This is a genomic window from Pseudomonas fragi (assembly GCF_025426255.1).
Taxonomy (GTDB): Bacteria; Pseudomonadota; Gammaproteobacteria; order Pseudomonadales; family Pseudomonadaceae; genus Aquipseudomonas; species Aquipseudomonas kulmbachensis.
The window spans coordinates 951,776-971,054 of sequence record NZ_CP104861.1; the positions used below are offsets into that span (position 1 = coordinate 951,776).

Here is a 19,279-nt window from a genome sequence, read left to right on the forward strand (position 1 = left end):
TCATTTTGAACTGAGTAATTATTATGCGGATCTCGTTACTTGTTAATGCTCAAGTCTTCACCCGTTACGGGGTGGCACTGATATTGATGTGCTGCGTGTTACCGACGTCAGCCTATGAAAAAACCATTGAGGCGGTCTATACACCGGATCCGAACAACCCAATGAAGAATACATTCGTCCTGCAAACGCCCGCCGAAGGTCATTGCGGGATGCCTTCAACGTGTAGCGGGGCATGGGGCATGCTCTGGCCGGTTATATTTGAATCGCCGACGGGTATTGATCCTGCAGCGAACGCGAACGATCAACGGCAAGGGGCCTATATGAAGATCCCCTTGAGTTGGCGCAGCGTGATGTTGGTCAACACTAAAACAGGCTCGCAGGCAGAGCTGAAAGTTCGGGCAACTGCGATAGGCGGGCGCTACGTTTTAACCAGGCCTGCGGCAGAACTGTCCCCGGGAGGCCCGACGGCGCCCTACCTGGGACACGGGTTGCTCTGGCAAGGAGGCACGTGGCATGAGGTGTCGCCGTGTTATTCGTCGAGGCTGTGGTATTTGGTCAGTACCATCCATGAGTTTTTTTGGGAGTATCGCAGCAAGGACACGTGCACCAAGAAAGCGCTGTACGACATCCCCGGCCCTTTTATTTATGAGCGGGTTCAAACCGCGTTTGAATTTGTAATGCCTAACCCGCTGGATATGGAGCCGGGTGATTATGCTGCCAGCACACTCTATAGCGTGGGGCCGGGTCAGGATTATGACCTCGGTGAACTGATGCTGCCCTCCGATAGCCAACTGGTGCTTGATTTCAAATTTGTCGTGAACAGTGCATTAAGCGTGGACTTCCCGCCCGGTTCTCAGCGGGCCGTGTTGCAACCCAGGGAAGGCTGGCAGGGCTGGCTTAATTCGGGGCGCAAAGCACCAGGGTTGAGTGCGTTTCAGAACTTTAAACTGTCCACCTCCAGCAATTTTAAAATGTACCTGGACTGTCAATACTCGGTCGGCACCGACTGCGCTATTTACGCAGAGTCGGCCACGAAAAATGCTCAGGTGGCGGTGGTAGATACTATGGTGAGTTTTCCAGCCGGTATTACATTAGCGCCCGGTAAGCGTACGGCTATTAAAGTGCCCCTGGCACAGGGTATACACCATGCGGTGAGCTTCGACATTGAGGGGGTCCAAGTGTCGCGTGGAGCCACCATGAATTATGAAATAAAGCCTGAGGTGACGGAGCTCATGGTCGATAACCCCGGCAGTACTTACACGGGGGTGGTGACGATCATATTTGATGTCAATACCTGACATACGATAGAAACATTGTGATTGTTTGATTACAGTGATAGTCAGTGCTTGAGCGTTGTATTTAATAAAACTACTGATGACGGCAGCATGTGCGCGGGTCCCCGCGAACCCTTCACATAATAATTATGTTAATACAGTACCGGTGTCGGGTTGTTGCCCGACTTGACCCGGTCAGCGTGCCGCTTCACTCTGCGCACATTTCCCCTATGTGACGTGTCTGGATAACAATCAGGTCGACACCCTGTGCACAGCAGGTCAGTTTGTTGAGGGTGCGGCCTGTTTGTTTTAATGTCGAATCATTGAAATTTCCTACTTATACCCTGATTCCAATCACTCGATTGACGGAGGTGTCGCAGCGTTGGTTTATTGTGTGTAGGGATCAAGCGGGAGTTGATGCTTAATCAAGGATCAGACGGGTGAGTGAGATATCGCAGCGCTAAATGATTGATGTAGAGTGTTGTTTAACTCGGGAGTTGAACGGGCGGACGCAGGCAGTCCGTCTACTCATTTTATAAGGCTGTAATACTATGGCCCGTTATTTGATAGCTGGCGTAATGTTATTTGATGATGAGTTGTATGAAGTATCCGGTGTCGGTGGCGTTGTTCAGGCCGTGGTGCTGGGAGCCGCAGCCAGTCGTTGTTTCTCGACATTACTTGAGGCCCAGGGCGCCATAGTTACTAAAAAGGAGTTGCTGCATGCGGGGTGGGAGCGTTACGGGCAGCAGGTGTCTGCCAACAGCGTCAACCAATCCATTGCCCAGATCCGCCGCTGTTTATCCACCGTGGGGCATTGCGATTACGTGGTCACGGTGCCGCGCATTGGTTACAAAGTCAGCGATGCTTTATCGATTGAGAAACTGGGTGACGGTACGCAACCTCTGTCGAGTGATGCCCATGGCTGCGGGCGCAATATCACGCCATTGTCGGTGATGCCGGGTGATCAGCCTGGTGTGCCGGCACAGAAAAATTTCAGCAGCAGACGCAAGTATCTGTCTCTTGCCGGGTTGCTGTTGTGTAACGCGTTTGTGGCGTTTGGCTGGCATACGTTGACGTTGAGTTCGCCGCTGTCTCCGGCAATCGAATTAACCTACTTACCGGTGCCGGGGGCGTACAACCTGCATTTGTTTTCGGCACCGGGTTTAAACGTAAGCCCTGAACGAATCAATGCCCATATGCTCAAGTTGAAGGAAAAACCGCCTGCATTCACGACCTTGGCGAGTTATGGGTATGTGTATTTGAATGGAGCGCTTAGGGATGACGTTTATGGGTACTTTCTATGCCGGGATCCGATAGAAGTCAGTGTTTCAGGGTGTATTTCCTATTTTATTGTGGAGGGGGCCGAATAATGGCCATCGTAAAGTCGAGTGTGCCGGGGATGATGTTTATCGCACTCATCGCTTTGCCTTGGCTGGTCTCTACGTGGTTCTACTCTGCGGGGCGAGTGGTATGGGAGTGCCATCTGGACTTTGAAATGCTGGTGAGCTCATCCGATCAAACCGCGGAGCGAACCCTGGGGTCATACAGTCAGTTTTTTTATGGTAATAACCTGGGTTTTTCAAGGATCAGTGGCCGTAAAGTACGCACCTTGAAAAACGGTCAAACCCGAGTGCACAACTTTAATCGTTTTATTGATTTCAAGTATGTGCAAGCGGGTCCTTATTTGAAAAACAAGGTCACTAAAGTAACGCGCAAGCAGGGTGACACGCTTGATGATGATCAGCATCTGGCATTTATGAGCCCGCCAGGTGAGGACGTCTATGTTCAAGTGTTGAAACTGGGCCCCAGCACTTATTCGTTTGGCCGCCTCGGCATGCCACGCCAAATCTGCCAGGGCAGACAAGGGTGGCTGATGCCGCGTTTGCGTTAAGGCTGGAAGGCACCGATAAAGATCGCCGGATCAACCCGTGCGTCGTTCAGGCTGACGTTCCAGTGCATGTGCGGGCCGGTGGCGCGGCCAGTGGAACCGACCTTGCCCACCACATCACCACGGGCCAGTTGCTGGCCGACCTTGGTGTCGATTTTCGACATATGGCAGAACATGCTGATAAAGCCCTGGCCGTGGTCGACAAACACGGTGTTGCCGTTGAAAAAATAGTTGCCGATCAGAATCACTTTGCCCGCCGCCGGGGTTTTGATCGGCGTGCCCGCTGGCACCGCAAAGTCGAGGCCCGCATGGGGGTTGCGCTCTTCGCCGTTAAAGAAGCGGCGTACGCCGAATTTGCTCGACAGCGGTCCGTTGACCGGTTTGTCCAGCAGCAGGTTGCTCGGGTTGTTGGGGCTGAAGGTGCGGTAAGCCTTGATCTGAATCGCCAGCTCGTTGTCGATGCGTTTGATATCCGCCGGGTTGGGATTGACCTGGCGCTGGTTTTTTAGCGTGATGCGCTGTTCGGGGTATTTCTTGTTGCCCACCGTAAAGCCTAGTTCACGGCCGCCGCTGCTGATCTGCTGGGCCCCGGGTTTGACTGTCAGTGGAATGCCGACAATCGCCCGCCAAGTATCCTGTTCTTTGATCACCAGCACAGGCTTGCCGTCGTACGTGGCCTTGGGCGCTTGCGCGCCGGTGCCCAGCTCAATTACGGCTACGCCGCCAGGCACCGGTTTGTTCAATAAACGAGTGATGTAGCTGTCAGCAGCGTGCGCATTGAGGGTCAGGCACAGTAACAAGACGGCAGAGAGAAAACGCGGCATCAGTTAATCCAGTAAAGAGAGGGTGACGGGCGTGAGGTGATTGTCCTCAACGCGGACTTGCAGCTCGCCTTCGCCCAGTTTGGCCTTCAAACGCTGACCGTTATGGGTCTGCCCGGCGCTGCGAATGGCGTTGCCGCGTTCATCCAACAAGATGCTGTAACCGCGGCCAAGAGTCGCCAGCGGGCTGACCACATGCAGGGTTTGCATCTGACTTTGCAGTTGTAGGCGCCGTGCTTTCAGCCCTTCGCGCATGGCCCGGGGCAAGCGCTCGGCGAGGCTGTCCAGGCGTTGGCGCAGCATGCTCAGCTGGCGGCCCGGATGCTGCGCCGCGAGGCGGGTTTCGAGGCGGATCAGGCGTTCGCGGCGGGTATTGAGGCTGCGTTCGAAAGCGCGGCGCATGCGCATGTCCAGATCATCCAGGCGCTGGGCTTGCTGGCGCAGGCGTTCGCCGGGGTGACGCAAGCGACGGGCCAGGCCGTCGAGGCGCAGGCGGTCGCGCATCAAGCGGTCGCGAATGCGCATCACCAGACGTCGGTGCAGGCTGTCGATACGCCGTTGCAGATCGCTGGAGTCCGGTGCCAGCAACTCTGCGGCCGCAGACGGCGTTGGCGCCCGTACGTCAGCCACGAAGTCGGCAATGGAGACATCGGTTTCGTGACCTACAGCACTGACGATTGGCGTCACACAGGCATCAATGGCGCGGGCCACGGCTTCTTCGTTAAAGCACCACAGGTCTTCCAGCGAGCCGCCACCGCGGGCCAGAATCAGTGCGTCGAAGCCGCGTGCATCGGCCAGCTTCAAGGCGCGGACAATCTGCGCCGTCGCTTCGCGGCCTTGTACGGCGGTGGGGATCAGGGTCAGTTCGACTTGCGGGGCCCTGCGGCGAAACACGCTGATGATGTCGCGAATCACCGCGCCCGTTGGCGAACTGATAATTCCGATGCGTTGCGGGTGAGCGGGCAGGGCGACTTTGCGTTCGGGGCTGAACAGGCCTTCGGCGCTGAGTTTTTCTTTCAGCGCATCGAACGCCAGGCGCAGCGCACCATCGCCTGCGGGCTCTACAGTGTCGAGGATCAGTTGGTAGTCGCCACGCCCTTCAAACAACGACACCTTGCCGCGAACCTTGACCGCCAGGCCGTCTTTCAAGGCCTGGCGCACCCGCGCAGCGTTATTGCGGAACAGTGCGCAACGCACCTGGGCGCCACTGTCCTTGAGGGTGAAATACACATGGCCAGAGGCCGGGCGGGCGAGGTTGGATATTTCGCCTTCAACCCAGATGTTGCTGAACACGTCTTCGAGCAACACCCGCGCCCGGCCATTGAGCTGGCTGACGGTCAGGACTTCTCGGTCGAGGTTGAGTCTTGCAAAGGGGTCTTTAATCATGGGCCTCATCATAAGGGCGGATTGTTATCACTGCACCTGTCTGATAGAAGTCTGCGCACTAAAAACAGGGAAGCTGAGCAATGGATTTGCCTTTTAGCGGTAGTGAATGGGTGTTGCTGGAGCTGGCCATTGCGCTGGCGTATATCGTGTTTGGCGTGGCCGGGTTTGGTACGGCACTGGTCGCAGGTCCGCTGCTGATCCTGTGTCTGCCCTTGTCGAAAATCATCCCTTTGCTGGTGCTGCTGGATTTTGTCGCAGCATTTGGCAACTGGTTGCCTTCGCGCCGCGATGTTGCACGGCCTGAGTTGCTGCGTTTATTACCGTGCATGGCCATAGGTTGTGTCATCGGTGTGGTGTTTTTACTTAACCTCAAGTCCGACCTGTTGTTGCTGTTGATGGGGATTTTTATCACCGCTTATGCCTTGTACAGCCTGGCGGTGAAGGTCAAGCCGACGCAGGTCGCTGCCGGCTGGGCCATTCCCACCGGCATCACGGGCGGGTTGTTTGGCGCCCTGTTCGGCAGTGGTGGGTTTCTGTATGCGCTGTATTTGAATGCACGCTTACCGAAGGATGCGGCTCGCGCCACGCAAAGTGCGCTGATCAGTTGCAGCACTGTGGTGCGCTTGAGCTTGTTTGTGATTGCCGGGGTGTATGCCGATGGCGCGTTGCTGTTACTCGCGGCCTGTCTGTTGCCGGCGATGGCTTTGGGGTTGTGGATTGGCCGACGGTTGACCCGCAAATTGTCCCGTGAGGCTTTTGTGCGGCTGGTAACGTGGTTGGTACTGGCCAGTGGAATTGCGCTGATTGCGCGATACCTGAGCGCTTGACCTCAGAAGTTGAGGCTTTAAGCTCCCACAGACAGCAGGTTTTCATCTCCCAACATGTGCCGTACCCATGAATTCGCAGAGCATCATCGTCCCTAAAATTTCCACCTTGCCGGTTCATGAGCCGCGTGCCCGAGCCATCGTGCGCTGGCTGGTACGCAAGAACATCATTGAACAAGAACTGACTACTTGCGGGCGCACTGGCAACGGCATGGCTTACGCCATCGCAGCGGGCGCCCGAGAGGTGGTATTGCACCCCGAGGCGTTGCCATTTGGTCAGCCGGTCAATGGTCTCGAGATCATCACCAAACGCTGTATCTACACCCCGTCCAAGGGCTTTCTTGAAGAGGCTGGCTGTGCCGAGTGCCGCAAGGAAGTGGGCGAGGCGCTGTTCGACAGCCTTGAAGACTGGATGCCGGGCCGCACCGACAACTTCATCTGCCCGCTGTGCGCTCATGAAGACGACATCAATGGTTTCCTGTTTTTGCAGCCTTGTGCGTTTTCCAATCTGGGCTTTATTTTCAATAACTGGGCCGAGGCGGGTTTCAAGCAAAGCTTCCTTGACGAGTTCGCCGATTGGCTCGATCAGCCGGTGGCGTGGGTGAAGGTGGAGCTGTAAACCTGTAGATGCTCTGTTCCTGTGGGAGCGAGCCTGCTCGCGAATGATCTTCGCGAGCAGGCTCGCTCCCACGGTTGAAGTATCTGGGCGGTTCCTGCCCTGCGGGTCAATAAATCATGGCCCTTAGCGCAAAACTCTCTAAAGGTTTACGTTGAGAGACGCAGGTGTTTTGAGTACAATGGCGCGCTTCCATTTTCCCGCTCGGGAGCCCCAGCGATGCTGCGTATCAGCCAAGAAGCACTCACATTCGATGACATCCTTCTCGTCCCCGGTTATTCCGAGGTTCTCCCGAACGAAGTCAGTCTAAAGACTCGTTTGACCCGTGGCATTGAACTGAATATTCCTCTGGTTTCCGCCGCAATGGACACCGTAACTGAAGCCCGTCTGGCAATTGCCATGGCTCAGGAAGGCGGTATCGGCATCATCCACAAGAACATGACCATCGAGCAGCAAGCTCATGAAGTTCGCAAGGTCAAGCGTTTCGAAGCAGGCGTGGTTAAAGAGCCGATCACCATCGAGGCTGATGCCACGGTACGTGAACTGCTTGAACTGACCCGCCAGCACAACATCTCCGGCGTTCCTGTACTGCACAATGGCGACCTGGTCGGCATCGTGACGTCCCGTGACGTGCGCTTTGAAAACCGTCTGGAAGCTACCGTCCGTGATGTGATGACGCCTAAAGAGCGTCTGGTCACGGTCAAGGAAGGCGCCGACAAGGACGAAGCCCGCGAGTTGTTGCACAAGCACCGCATCGAGCGCGTGCTGATCGTCGACGACAAATTTGTCCTCAAAGGCATGATGACCGTCAACGACATCGAAAAAGCCAAGGCTTACCCGCTGGCCAGCAAGGACGACCAGGGTCGTCTGCGCGTAGGCGCTGCGGTCGGTACTGGCAAAGATACTGCTGATCGCGTTGCTGCCCTCGTGGCCGCAGGCGTTGACGTGGTGGTTGTCGACACCGCTCACGGTCACTCCAAAGGTGTGATCGACCGCGTTCGTTGGGTCAAGCAGAACTTCCCTGAAGTTCAGGTGATCGGCGGCAACATCGCCACTGGCGCTGCTGCCCTGGCCCTGGCTGAAGCCGGCGCTGACGCAGTCAAGGTCGGTATCGGCCCAGGCTCGATCTGCACCACCCGTATCGTTGCCGGTGTTGGCGTTCCGCAAATCAGCGCGATTGCCAATGTTGCCGCTGCCCTCGAAGGCACTGGCGTACCGTTGATCGCTGATGGCGGCATCCGTTTTTCGGGTGACCTGTCCAAGGCCATCGTTGCCGGTGCATCCTGCGTGATGATGGGTTCGATGTTCGCCGGTACTGAAGAAGCACCGGGCGAGATCGAGCTGTACCAGGGCCGTTCGTACAAGGCCTACCGCGGCATGGGTTCGCTGGGTGCGATGTCGCAATCCCAGGGTTCCTCCGACCGTTACTTCCAGGACTCCTCCGCGGGTGCCGAGAAGCTGGTGCCGGAAGGCATCGAAGGTCGCGTGGCGTACAAAGGCTCGTTGACCGCCATCGTGCACCAACTGATGGGCGGTCTGCGCTCTTCGATGGGTTACACCGGCTGTGCCGACATCGAGCAAATGCGTACCAAGCCTGAGTTCGTGCGTATCACTGGCGCCGGTATGGCTGAATCCCACGTCCACGACGTGCAGATCACCAAGGAAGCTCCAAACTATCGCGTAAGTTGATAGTGATCGCACCCAGGCCAAAACCCGGGTGCGATACGAATTTAATCACCGGGGCTGTTTGATTCAGCCCCGTGTCGTTTCTGAAATTAATCGAGATTTTGTCATGGCCCTCGACATTCACGCTCACCGCATCCTGATTCTGGACTTCGGTTCCCAGTACACCCAACTGATCGCCCGCCGCGTGCGCGAAATCGGCGTTTACTGCGAACTGCACCCGTTCGATATGGATGACGCAGCGATCCGCGAATTCGCCCCTAAAGGCATCATCCTCGCCGGTGGCCCGGAATCCGTGCACGAAGCTGGCAGCCCGCGCGCGCCACAAGCTGTATTTGACCTGGGCGTACCGGTTTTCGGTATCTGCTACGGCATGCAGACCATGGCTGAACAGCTGGGTGGCAAGGTTGAAGGTTCCGAGCTGCGTGAGTTCGGTTACGCCCGTGTAGACGTAGTCGGCAAAAGCCGCCTGCTGGACGGCATCGAAGACCATATCGACGCGGACGGCCTGTTTGGTCTCGACGTGTGGATGAGCCACGGTGACAAAGTCACCAAAATGCCATCCGACTTCCACGTTCTGGCCAGCACTCCAAGCTGCCCGATCGCTGGCATGTTCAGCGACGAGCGCGGCTACTACGGCGTGCAGTTCCACCCGGAAGTGACCCATACCAAGCAGGGCGGTCGCATTCTGTCGCGCTTTATCCTCGATATCTGCGGCTGTGAAGCCTTGTGGACGCCGTCGAAAATCGCTGAAGACGCAATTGCCAACATCCGCGCTCAGGTCGGCACCGACAACGTATTGCTGGGTCTGTCCGGCGGCGTTGACTCCTCGGTAGTTGCGGCTTTGCTGCACAAGGCTATCGGCGATCAGTTGACCTGCGTATTCGTGGACAACGGCCTGCTGCGCCTGCACGAAGGTGAGCAAGTGATGGCCATGTTCGCCGAGAACATGGGTGTCAAAGTGATCCGCGCCAACGCTGCCGAACAGTTCCTGGGCAACCTGGCTGGCGAAAGCGATCCGGAGAAGAAGCGCAAGATTATCGGTCGCACCTTCATCGACGTGTTCGATGCCGAATCCTGCAAGCTGGACAACATCAAGTACCTGGCCCAGGGCACCATCTACCCGGACGTTATCGAGTCGGCTGGCGCCAAAAGCGGCAAGGCTCACGTCATCAAGTCGCACCACAACGTGGGCGGCCTGCCGGACGAGATGAACCTCAAGCTGGTTGAGCCACTGCGTGAGCTGTTCAAGGACGAAGTCCGTCGTCTGGGTCTGGAACTGGGCCTGCCGTACGACATGGTCTACCGTCACCCGTTCCCGGGCCCGGGCCTGGGTGTGCGCATCCTGGGTGAAGTGAAGAAGGAATACGCCGACATCCTGCGTCGTGCTGACCACATCTTCATTGAAGAGCTGCGTAAGGCCGACTGGTATCACAAAGTCAGCCAGGCATTCGTGGTGTTCCAGCCGGTCAAATCGGTTGGCGTTGTAGGCGATGGCCGTCGTTACGCTTGGGTTGTTGCCCTGCGTGCCGTAGAAACCATCGACTTCATGACCGCACGTTGGGCGCACCTGCCTTACGAGCTGCTTGAAACCGTGAGCGGCCGGATCATCAACGAAATCGAAGGCATCTCCCGCGTAACGTATGACGTGTCGAGCAAGCCGCCGGCAACGATTGAGTGGGAATAAGTCTGGCCGGGCAACCGGCTTGATTTAAAAAGGCGGTCAACACCCTGTGTTGACCGCCTTTTTTGTTTAAGTCGCCCGAAAATCCCGTAGATACTCTGTTCCCGGTCAAGCCCCTTGTGGGAGCGAGCCTGCTCGTGAATGTTCTTCGCGAGCAGGCTCGCTCCCACGCTTGAAGTATTATCGCTGAAGCGCGCAGTCAGGCTGCACAGCAGTCGTGGAAATGCCCACGTCTTTAATTAATTTCGGTGTTTTTACGGCGCCAATTATTTGATGTATACAAATTGCTAAAAAGGCAATTGAACCTAGTTCGATTGATTCATACGGGTGATTAAAAACTGAGCCATAAGTTATTTAACGGTCAATCAGCGTAATTGTTTTGGAGCACTGCACTTTGACAAATACAAAAAGCTGACAACAACAAAACAGTCATGCTCGCCCTATTAAATTGGTGAAAAATCATGATCAAGATCATGGTCTACTTTTTTATAGGAGTTGTCATTGCAGGATGCAACGGAATCGTACAGCCCGACTTGGCGGGCCCCCATAGTGATTCATACTTTACAGTTTTTTCGGGCTTCCCTGCGCCGCTTCTATATATGGCATCGGCCGTGCAATGGAATGATGACTACGCCGTCACTGTCCGCCACACCCCTTTCATTACCGACGTGAAACACGTTTGCAGCACAAACTGCGATCTCGTCTTTATTCATAAAAAGGCCAAGGGTCGTTGCCCATCATGGCGCCCACGACGTACGGGAGAAAATATAACGGCTGTGGGAACCAGCCCTTACCTGGTGACCACTACCGGGGTTGGCAAAGTCTATGAAACTCCCTTCCTGGATACTGCAGAGGAGAGCGGTGATCATTATGCCATTCATGATGCCCCGCTGGTCGTGGGCATGTCGGGTGGGCCGGTCATTGGCAGTTACGGTAAGGTTATCGGTATCAATACCGGTTTCTACTCGACTTCAATGAATGAAAAGATCACTCAGCCGGGCTTGAAGGGGGCGTTGAGGGTCAGCATATTTATCCCTTACACGATCATTAAACGCGAGTGGGATATTCATGTGGCACATCTGGACTTTCCGCCCGACACGAAGTGCACCACGAAGTAACGCGCGGCCATGTTAAACCCCTTGCACCCGCTCTTCGGCAGAGTGTTGGACTCAGGGGGTTTTTGATATCAGCGCCGCGCCACATCCGAAAAGTAAAACTTGTCCAATGTATGCCGCGACTCGGTGTATTCAAACTGGCGCCCATCCTGCAAAAACGTCTGGTTACTCACCACGATCACATGGCTCTGGCCGTCGAGGTCCAGGTGCTGTTGGTCGTCCTTGCTGCGCGGCACCGCTTCGATGGTGCGTTGGGCGTAGCTGATCTGCAGGTTCAGGGTTTTCTCGATGTAGGCATAAATCGAGTGCTGGGCAATGTCCTGATCCAGCCCTGGGATCAGATCGCTGACGAAATGGTTAATGTCCAGAATCACTCGTTTGCCATCAATGCGGCGCACCCGTTTGATCCGGGTGATCAGGCTGCCTGCTTCGACGTCGAACTTTTCGCACAGCGCACCTTCAAGCGGGAATTGGCTGAATTCGACCACGTCAGTGCTGACGTTATCGCCCAGACGTGGGTAAGTTTCCTGAAAGCTGACGATACCGCCCAACTGAAACTCGATCGGGCTCGATGACAGGACAAAGGTGCCTTTGCCATGAATTTTTTGCGCAAAACCGCGTTCCTGCAATTGTTCAATCGCCTTGCGTACGGTGCCGCGGCTGGCCTGATAACTGGCCATTAACTCGGCTTCGGAGGGCAAGCGCGCGCCGCGTGCCAGGCGTTCGGTGGTGATGCTGGCAAGCAGATCGGTATAGATCTGATTGTATTTAGTCATGGCGAGGGCTCTATGCCGTTGGGGCTCAGGGCCCGAACCTTAAGGGCAGGGGGTAGGCAGCGCAAGCCCCGGGACCAAGGCGGCAAGGAAAAATATATAAACTCGTCTGTACCAGTTGTTGCTTTAACTGGTACAGACGAGTATTTTTCGTTTCGGCGTGCTGCCAAAACGACGCTCCATAATAAAAATCCAAGCGGAAGACAACGCATGAGCCACGACTATTCCAAGATCGCCAGCGAGTTGCTGCACAGCCTCGGTGGCGCCGATAACGTTGAGCAGGCCGCCCATTGCGTCACGCGTTTGCGTCTGGCGCTCAAGGACCCAAGCCGGGTCGACAGTGCCACCCTTAACCAGATCGATCTGGTCAAAGGCTCCTTCTTCACCGGCGGCCTGTATCAAGTGGTGATTGGCCCCGGCGAAGTCGAAAAGGTCTACGCTGCCTTGCGCGAGCAGACCGGTCTGGCTGCTGCCACCATCGCCGACGTCAAGCAACAGGGCGCCGATAAGGCCAACCCTATGCAGCGTCTGGTGCGGGTGTTCTCGGATGTGTTTATGCCCATCCTGCCCGCGCTGATCATTGCCGGCCTGCTGATGGGGGTTAACAACCTGCTCGGCGCCAAAGGCATGTTCATTGCCGACAAAACCTTGCTCGATGCCTATCCGCAACTGGACGGGATATGGAGCCTGATCAACTTGATGGCCAACACCTCCTTCGTATTCCTGCCCGCACTGGTGGGCTGGTCGGCGGCCAAGCGTTTTGGCGGCAGTGAAATTCTCGGCATTGTGTTGGGCCTGATGCTGGTTCACCCCGACTTGCTCAATGCCTGGAACTACGGCAAGGCCGTGGCTGGTCTGGACGGTCAGAGCCTGCCGTACTTCGATATTCTGGGCCTGTTCCAGATCGAGAAGGTGGGCTACCAAGGGCAAATCCTGCCGATTCTGATGGCGGCCTATGTCATGAGCGTGATCGAAAAATGGCTGCGCGCACGGGTGCCTAATGCGATTCAACTGTTGGTAGTGCCGATTACCACCATCGTCATCACCGGCGTGCTGGCGCTGGCAATCATTGGTCCAGTGACCCGCCACCTGGGGATTTTGATCACTGAAGGCGTCGTCATGCTGTTCGACCTGGCGCCCGTGCTCGGCGGGATGATTTTCGGCCTGCTGTATGCACCGCTGGTGATCACCGGGATGCACCACATGTTCCTGGCCGTTGACCTGCAACTGATCGCCAACCATGGCGGCACGTTTATCTGGCCGATGATCGTCATGTCCAACCTGGCCCAGGGCAGTGCTGCCCTCGGCGTGTTCTACATGAGCCGCAATGTACGCGAACGCAGCATGGCTTCGACCTCTGCCGTCTCCGCGTATTTCGGCATCACTGAACCAGCCATGTTCGGGATCAACCTGCGCTACAAATTCCCGTTCTATGCGGCGCTGATCGGCTCGGCGCTGGGCAGCATCTTCCTGTCGTTGAACAAGGTTCAGGCCTCGGCTATCGGGGTCGGTGGCTTGCCGGGCTTTATCTCGATCATTCCGCAATACATCCCGATGTTTGTGATCGGGATGCTGGTGGCCATTGTCGTGCCGTTTGTCCTGACCTGCGCCCTGAGCCTGAAAATCATTCGCCCCGGTTATCGCGTCGCCTGATCGACGATCCTCCGTTTTAAGGAACCCCCACATGCAAGACTGGCAGCGCTCGGTGATCTATCAGATCTACCCAAAAAGCTTTTACAGCCACGCGGGCAACGCGACCGGTGACTTGCTGGGGGTGGTCGACAAACTTGATTACCTGCAATGGCTGGGTGTCGACTACCTGTGGCTGACACCGTTTTTGCGCTCGCCCCAGCGCGACAACGGCTATGACATCAGCGACTACTACGCCATCGATCCAAGCTACGGCAGCATGGCCGACTGCGAATTGCTGATCCGCGAAGCCAACGCTCGCGGCATCAAGCTGATGCTCGATATCGTGGTCAACCACACGTCCGTTGAACACGAGTGGTTCCAGCAGGCGCGCAGCAGTCTCGACAACCCGTACCGCGACTTTTACATCTGGCGCGATCAACCGAATAACTGGGAGTCCAAGTTCGGTGGCTCGGCGTGGGAATACGAGGCGCAAACCGGCCAGTACTTTTTGCACCTGTTTGACCACACCCAGGCCGACCTCAACTGGGATAACCCCAAGGTGCGGGCCGAAGTCTACAAACTGATGTGCTTCTGGCGCGACAAGGGCGTGGGCGGTTTTCGCCTGGATGTGATCAACCTGATCTCCAAGCCGGCCAATTTCCCGGAAGACAGCAGCGACGGGCGCCGTTTTTACACCGATGGCCCCAACGTGCATGAGTACCTGCAAGAGATGCATCGCGAAGTGTTCGCTGGCCATGATCTGGTCAGTGTTGGTGAGATGTCGTCCACCAGTCTTGAACACTGCATTCGCTACTCGCGACCTGCCAGTGAAGAGCTGTCGATGACCTTCAACTTCCATCACCTGAAAGTCGATTATCCGAACATGCAGAAGTGGGTGCGGGCTGATTTCGACTTTCTGCAGCTCAAGCGAATTTTGTCGGATTGGCAAGTCGGTATGCAGGCGGGCGGGGGCTGGAACGCTTTGTTCTGGTGTAACCACGACCAGCCGCGGGTGGTCTCGCGCTTTGGTGATGACGGCGAGCATCGTGTGGTCTCGGCCAAGATGCTCGCCACTGCCTTGCACTTTCTGCAAGGCACGCCGTATGTGTATCAGGGCGAAGAGATCGGCATGACCAATCCGGGGTTCGAAAACATCGAGCAGTACCGCGATGTCGAAACCCTGAATATCTATCGTCTCAAGCGTGAAGCGGGCATGTCGCACGACGAGTGCATGGCTGCGATCAAGCAAAAATCGCGGGACAACAGCCGTACGCCGATGCAATGGGATCACCAGGCAAATGCCGGTTTCAGCAGCGCCGAGCCGTGGATCGGGATCCCTGAGAACGCGGCCTTTATCAACGTTGAAGACCAACGCAATGACCCGGCCTCGGTGCTGCATCACTACCGTCACCTGATTGCCTTGCGCCGCGAAGAGCCGCTGCTGCAACACGGCGAGTATCGCCAATTGCTGCCTGAACATTCGCAGGTGTGGGCCTATCTGCGTCAGGGCGAGGGCGAAGCGTTGCTGGTGCTCAGCAACTTCTATGGCTCGGCGTGCGACATCGAATTGCCCGAAGGTGTGATTGGCGAAGGCATGGAGCAACGGTTGCTGATCAGTAACTACGACGATTGCCCGGTGCGCCGCAACCGTATTTCGCTGCGTCCGTATGAGTCTTTTGTCCTGCACCTTAAATAACCCTCTGCGGGAGCGAGCCTGCTCGCTCCCGCAGAAGCAACCACCGGTTCTACCCATAAAAATAAAAAAGGTCGCTCAATGAAATCTTCACTCAACCACAGCATCTGCATCGCCAGCCTGTGCCTGCTGGCACCGCTTTCAGCCAGCGCTCTGGAGTTCGCCGGTTACTTGCGCAGTGGCGTGGGCAACTCGCTCAATGGCGGCAAGCAATCCTGTTTCAAACTGCCCGGCGCCGAGTCCAAATACCGGCTGGGCAACGAGTGCGAGCAATACGCCGAGCTGGAGCTGCGCCAGGACGTTTACAGCTTCGACGATGGCTCGGTGCTGAGCGTTGACGGCATGGCCTCGTTGTACAACCAATATGATCGCGAGCTGACCTTTCAGGGCGATAACGGCTCGGCCCGCCTGCCGCAGTTGTATGCGCAGTGGTCCAACCTGCCCAGCCTCAACGGCGGCTCGCTGTGGGCCGGGCGGCGCTATTACAAGCGTAACGACATCCATATTTCCGACTTCTACTACTGGAACCAGAGCGCCACCGGTGCCGGTATCGAAGACGTACTGATCGGCGGGTTGAAATACAGCTACGCCCTGTCGCGCAAAGACAGCCTCTATCAGGAAGATTACGTAACCCGTCATGACTTCAACGTAGCCGGTTTCGATACCAACCCCGGTGGTCAGCTGGAGTTTGGTCTGAGTTACCTCGACAAGCCTGAACGCACCGATGCCCACAGCGGCTGGGCGATCACTGCGCAGCACGTGCAAAGCGAATTTTTGGGCGGTAAAAACAAGTTTGCCGTGCAGTATGGCGAAGGCTCGGGCACTGGTTTGGGCTACACCGGCGATACCCGACTGGATAACAGCAGCAAGCGCTATCGGATCGTCGAGTTCTTTGACTGGCAGATGACGCCGCGTTTCGGCGGGCAGATCGAGGCGGTGTACCAGAAGGATTTTCGCCCTGACGGCGGCAATCAGGAATGGCTGTCCCTGGGCGTGCGCCCGACCTATGCGATCAGCGAGCAGTTCAAGTTGGTCACCGAACTGGGGCACGATCAGGTCAAGGCTGCGGACGGTACGCGCAAGCTGAGCAAGTTTACCTTTGCGCCCACCTGGTCACCCAAGGGGCCGGGTTTCTGGACGCGCCCCGAAGTGCGTCTGTATTACACCTATGCCAGTTGGAACGCTGCGGCACAGCGTGCGGCCAATGAATTCGATGCAGGGTCTGCGCTATCCGATAGCGGCGCATTTGGTTCGGCCCGGCATGGTTCAAACGCAGGTTTGCAAGTCGAGTACTGGTGGAAGTAAGCGAGCTGTCGGGGCTCGCGCTCCATCGGCATTTAACCGAATCAACCGCAGGTGAAGTCATGGTCACATCCCAACAACTGCAATTGCTGGCGCCGCTGTCCGGTGTGCTGATGGCGCTGGATAACGTACCGGACCCGGTGTTTGCCAGCCGCCTGATTGGCGACGGTCTGTGCATCGACCCGACCTCGCAAGTGCTGTGCGCGCCGCTGGCCGGGGTGATCAGCAACCTGCAGCACACTGGTCACGCCATCAGCATCACTGGCGAGAATGGCGTGCAGGTGTTGCTGCACATCGGCCTGGATACGGTGAACCTGGGCGGTAAAGGTTTCACGCCGCTGGTCATGGAGGGCCAACAGGTGGCTGCCGGGCAGGCGCTGATCGAGTTCGACGCGGACTACATCGCCCTGCATGCCCGCAGCCTGTTGACGTTGATGCTGGTGGTCAGCGGCGAACCGCTTGTGCCGCTGGAGCCGGGTAGCGGTCTGGTTGAATGTGGCCAGCCGTTGCTGCGTTTGCAACTGACCGCCACTGAGGCTGTAGCTGAGGATCAAACTGGCGCCGCGCAGTTCTCGGAGCCTCAAATCCTGCCCAACGCCAACGGCCTGCACGCCCGCCCGGCGGCGGTGTTCGCCCAGGCAGCGAAAGGCTTTGCTGCGACCATTCGCCTGCACAAGCAGCAAGGCAGCGCCAATGCCAAGTCGCTGGTCGCGATCATGGCCTTGCAGACGGTACACGGTGACAGTGTTCATCTCAGCGCGGCGGGGGTTGATGCCGAGCAGGCGCTTACGGTGCTGTCCGAACTGTTGGCGTCGGGCTGCGGCGAAACGGTCACGGCCGTGGCGGTCGAGCCGCAGGCGATTGCAGCCCCTGAGCAGGCAGCAACCGACGTGCTGCGCGGGGTGTGTGCATCGCCAGGCTCGGCCTTCGGTCATGTGGTTCAGCTGAGCGAAAGCGCGCTGCAACTCGCCGAGTTTGCGGCGGACTCACACAGCGAGTGCGAGCGTTTAAATCAGGGCCTGGCAGAGGCCACCGGGGCGCTGCAAGTTCTGTGCGATAACGCCCCTGGCAAGGCCCAGGCTGAAATTTTCAAGGCGCATCAGGAACTGCTGCAAGACCCGGACTTGCTGGAGCACGCCTTTGCGCTGATCGAGCAGGGCAAGAGCGCAGCCTTTGCCTGGCAAAGTGCAACGCAAGCGACCTCGGCGCTGTTTAAAAGCCTGGGCAATCGCTTGCTGGCCGAGCGCGCACTGGATCTGGAGGACGTCGGCCAGCGGGTGCTCAAATTGATGCTTGGCGTGCAGGACAGTGCGCTGGTGTTGCCTGACCAGGCGATCCTGATTGCCGAGCAATTGACCCCGTCACAGACCGCCGGGCTGGATACCCGTAAGGTTGCGGGCTTTGCCACCGTTGGCGGTGGCGCCACCAGCCATGTCGCGATTCTGGCCCGGGCGTTGGGCTTGCCGGCGATTTGCGGGATATCCGCGCAGGTACTGGCGCTGGCCAATGGCACGCCGGTCGTGCTCGATGCTGATCTGGGCACGTTACACCTGCAACCGGCCCCCGAGCGCATCAAACAGCTGGATAATCTGCGCGAGCGCCAGCACCAGCGTAAGCAGCAAGACTTGCAGCAGGCGGCTCTGGCGGCCTGCACCCGTGACGGCCAGCGTATTGAAGTCAGCGCCAATATCGCGTCCCTGGCCGAGGCTGAGCAAGCCGTGACCCTAGGGGCAGAAGGGGTGGGCTTGTTGCGTTCGGAGTTCTTGTATCTGGACCGCAGCAGCGCTCCGAGCCACGACGAGCAGGTGGCCACTTACAGCGCCATCGCCCGTGCCGTGGGTACTGAGCACAATCTGGTGGTGCGCACCCTGGATGTGGGCGGCGACAAACCGCTGGCCTACGTGCCGATGGATCACGAGGCCAACCCATTTTTGGGCATGCGCGGGATTCGCCTGTGTCTGGAGCGCCCGCAACTGCTGCGCGAACAATTCAGTGCGATACTCGCCAGCGCCGACCTGACCCGCCTGCACATCATGTTGCCGATGGTCACCCAGCTGTCCGAGTTGCGCATGGCCCGCCAGTTGCTCGAAGAGCAGGCGCTGGCGCTGGGGATCAAGGCCCTGCCAAAACTGGGGATCATGATCGAAGTTCCGGCAGCAGCGTTGATGGCGGATCTGTTTGCCCCCGAAGTCGATTTTTTCTCGATTGGTACCAACGACCTGACCCAGTACACCCTGGCGATGGACCGTGACCATCCGCGTTTGGCCAGTCAGGCCGACAGCTTTCACCCGGCGGTGCTGCGCTTGATCGCTACCACGGTCAAGGCCGCCCATGCTCACGGCAAATGGGTCGGCGTATGTGGTGCGCTGGCCTCCGAGACGCTGGCGGTGCCACTGTTGCTGGGGCTGGGTGTCGATGAGTTGTCGGTGAGCGTGCCGCTGATTCCTGCGATCAAGGCCCGGGTGCGGGAGCTGGATTTTGCAGCGTGCCAGACCCTGGCGCAGCAAGTGCTGGGGCTGGAAAGTGCTGAGCAGGTGCGAGCCGCCTTGTTGCCATTGCAGCAACCCATGACCGTGTTGGAGTACTGA

Annotated in this window: 15 protein-coding genes; 12 read left to right on the forward strand and 3 right to left on the reverse strand. The window is 57.4% G+C overall.

The genetic code is table 11. The features are described from left to right. The first annotated feature begins 23 nt into the window (after positions 1-23). From N7D90_RS04575 to N7D90_RS04585, 3 genes are all read left to right on the forward strand, one after another. Positions 24-1,298, forward strand: a complete 1,275-nt coding sequence (locus tag N7D90_RS04575; protein WP_261741072.1) for a hypothetical protein — start codon at positions 24-26, stop codon at positions 1,296-1,298. A 527-nt stretch (positions 1,299-1,825) separates the two neighbouring features. Continuing rightward, on the forward strand, positions 1,826-2,644 hold the full coding sequence (locus N7D90_RS04580) for a transcriptional regulator (RefSeq protein ID WP_261741073.1): 819 nt from the start codon (positions 1,826-1,828) through the stop codon (positions 2,642-2,644). Continuing rightward, positions 2,644-3,165 (forward strand): hypothetical protein, encoded by a 522-nt coding sequence (locus N7D90_RS04585; RefSeq protein WP_261741074.1) that lies wholly within the window; start codon positions 2,644-2,646, stop codon positions 3,163-3,165. The genes N7D90_RS04580 and N7D90_RS04585 overlap by 1 nt, the downstream gene beginning before the upstream one ends. On the opposite strand, the gene N7D90_RS04590 is transcribed toward N7D90_RS04585, so the two are convergent. Continuing rightward, complete coding sequence (locus tag N7D90_RS04590) at positions 3,162-3,986, reverse strand: M23 family metallopeptidase (RefSeq protein ID WP_261741075.1); 825 nt, start codon at positions 3,984-3,986, stop codon at positions 3,162-3,164. The two genes, N7D90_RS04585 and N7D90_RS04590, sit on opposite strands and share 4 nt — an antisense overlap. Before the next feature lie 3 nt (positions 3,987-3,989). Continuing rightward, positions 3,990-5,369, reverse strand: coding sequence for an exodeoxyribonuclease VII large subunit (gene xseA / locus N7D90_RS04595; RefSeq protein ID WP_261741076.1), 1,380 nt, complete (start codon positions 5,367-5,369; stop codon positions 3,990-3,992). An 80-nt stretch (positions 5,370-5,449) separates the two neighbouring features. On the opposite strand from xseA, the gene N7D90_RS04600 reads away from it, so the two are divergent. The 5 genes from N7D90_RS04600 to N7D90_RS04620 all read left to right on the forward strand — a co-directional run bounded on the left by N7D90_RS04600 (position 5,450) and on the right by N7D90_RS04620 (position 11,294). After that, a complete protein-coding gene (locus tag N7D90_RS04600; RefSeq protein WP_261741077.1) occupies positions 5,450-6,196 on the forward strand; it encodes a sulfite exporter TauE/SafE family protein in 747 nt (248 codons plus the stop codon). Between the two features lie 67 nt (positions 6,197-6,263). Then, a complete protein-coding gene (locus N7D90_RS04605) occupies positions 6,264-6,812 on the forward strand; it encodes a sugar ABC transporter ATPase (RefSeq protein WP_261741078.1) in 549 nt (182 codons plus the stop codon). A gap of 216 nt (positions 6,813-7,028) precedes the next feature. Next, positions 7,029-8,498, forward strand: a complete 1,470-nt coding sequence (gene guaB / locus N7D90_RS04610; RefSeq protein ID WP_261741079.1) for an IMP dehydrogenase — start codon at positions 7,029-7,031, stop codon at positions 8,496-8,498. Between the two features lie 103 nt (positions 8,499-8,601). Then, positions 8,602-10,179, forward strand: a complete 1,578-nt coding sequence (gene guaA, locus N7D90_RS04615; protein WP_048359089.1) for a glutamine-hydrolyzing GMP synthase — start codon at positions 8,602-8,604, stop codon at positions 10,177-10,179. 458 nt (positions 10,180-10,637) lie between these two features. Then, a complete protein-coding gene (locus N7D90_RS04620) occupies positions 10,638-11,294 on the forward strand; it encodes a serine protease (RefSeq protein ID WP_261741080.1) in 657 nt (218 codons plus the stop codon). Positions 11,295-11,362: 68 nt separating this feature from the next. Here the strand turns inward: N7D90_RS04620 and treR are convergent, their stop codons facing one another. Then, a complete protein-coding gene (treR, locus tag N7D90_RS04625) occupies positions 11,363-12,067 on the reverse strand; it encodes a trehalose operon repressor (RefSeq protein WP_261741081.1) in 705 nt (234 codons plus the stop codon). A gap of 207 nt (positions 12,068-12,274) precedes the next feature. On the opposite strand from treR, the gene treP reads away from it, so the two are divergent. The 4 genes from treP to ptsP all read left to right on the forward strand — a co-directional run bounded on the left by treP (position 12,275) and on the right by ptsP (position 19,279). After that, a complete protein-coding gene (gene treP, locus N7D90_RS04630) occupies positions 12,275-13,717 on the forward strand; it encodes a PTS system trehalose-specific EIIBC component (RefSeq protein WP_261741082.1) in 1,443 nt (480 codons plus the stop codon). Between the two features lie 31 nt (positions 13,718-13,748). After that, on the forward strand, positions 13,749-15,392 hold the full coding sequence (gene treC, locus N7D90_RS04635) for an alpha,alpha-phosphotrehalase (RefSeq protein WP_261741083.1): 1,644 nt from the start codon (positions 13,749-13,751) through the stop codon (positions 15,390-15,392). Positions 15,393-15,470: 78 nt separating this feature from the next. Further along, positions 15,471-16,694, forward strand: a complete 1,224-nt coding sequence (locus tag N7D90_RS04640; protein ID WP_261741084.1) for a maltoporin — start codon at positions 15,471-15,473, stop codon at positions 16,692-16,694. A gap of 59 nt (positions 16,695-16,753) precedes the next feature. Continuing rightward, a complete protein-coding gene (gene ptsP, locus N7D90_RS04645; protein WP_261741085.1) occupies positions 16,754-19,279 on the forward strand; it encodes a phosphoenolpyruvate--protein phosphotransferase in 2,526 nt (841 codons plus the stop codon).

What these genes read in the sequence shown, in the direction of transcription:
- N7D90_RS04585 (WP_261741074.1), top strand. Translation starts at nt 2,644, where the DNA reads ATGGCCATCGTAAAGTCGAGTGTGCCGGGGATGATGTTTATCGCACTC.
- guaA (WP_048359089.1), top strand. Translation starts at nt 8,602, where the DNA reads ATGGCCCTCGACATTCACGCTCACCGCATCCTGATTCTGGACTTCGGT.
- N7D90_RS04640 (WP_261741084.1), top strand. Translation starts at nt 15,471, where the DNA reads ATGAAATCTTCACTCAACCACAGCATCTGCATCGCCAGCCTGTGCCTG.
- N7D90_RS04600 (WP_261741077.1), top strand. Translation starts at nt 5,450, where the DNA reads ATGGATTTGCCTTTTAGCGGTAGTGAATGGGTGTTGCTGGAGCTGGCC.
- N7D90_RS04605 (WP_261741078.1), top strand. Translation starts at nt 6,264, where the DNA reads ATGAATTCGCAGAGCATCATCGTCCCTAAAATTTCCACCTTGCCGGTT.
- treC (WP_261741083.1), top strand. Translation starts at nt 13,749, where the DNA reads ATGCAAGACTGGCAGCGCTCGGTGATCTATCAGATCTACCCAAAAAGC.
- guaB (WP_261741079.1), top strand. Translation starts at nt 7,029, where the DNA reads ATGCTGCGTATCAGCCAAGAAGCACTCACATTCGATGACATCCTTCTC.
- ptsP (WP_261741085.1), top strand. Translation starts at nt 16,754, where the DNA reads ATGGTCACATCCCAACAACTGCAATTGCTGGCGCCGCTGTCCGGTGTG.
- N7D90_RS04580 (WP_261741073.1), top strand. Translation starts at nt 1,826, where the DNA reads ATGGCCCGTTATTTGATAGCTGGCGTAATGTTATTTGATGATGAGTTG.
- treP (WP_261741082.1), top strand. Translation starts at nt 12,275, where the DNA reads ATGAGCCACGACTATTCCAAGATCGCCAGCGAGTTGCTGCACAGCCTC.
- treR (WP_261741081.1), bottom strand. Translation starts at nt 12,067, where the DNA reads ATGACTAAATACAATCAGATCTATACCGATCTGCTTGCCAGCATCACC.
- N7D90_RS04575 (WP_261741072.1), top strand. Translation starts at nt 24, where the DNA reads ATGCGGATCTCGTTACTTGTTAATGCTCAAGTCTTCACCCGTTACGGG.
- N7D90_RS04620 (WP_261741080.1), top strand. Translation starts at nt 10,638, where the DNA reads ATGATCAAGATCATGGTCTACTTTTTTATAGGAGTTGTCATTGCAGGA.
- xseA (WP_261741076.1), bottom strand. Translation starts at nt 5,369, where the DNA reads ATGATTAAAGACCCCTTTGCAAGACTCAACCTCGACCGAGAAGTCCTG.
- N7D90_RS04590 (WP_261741075.1), bottom strand. Translation starts at nt 3,986, where the DNA reads ATGCCGCGTTTTCTCTCTGCCGTCTTGTTACTGTGCCTGACCCTCAAT.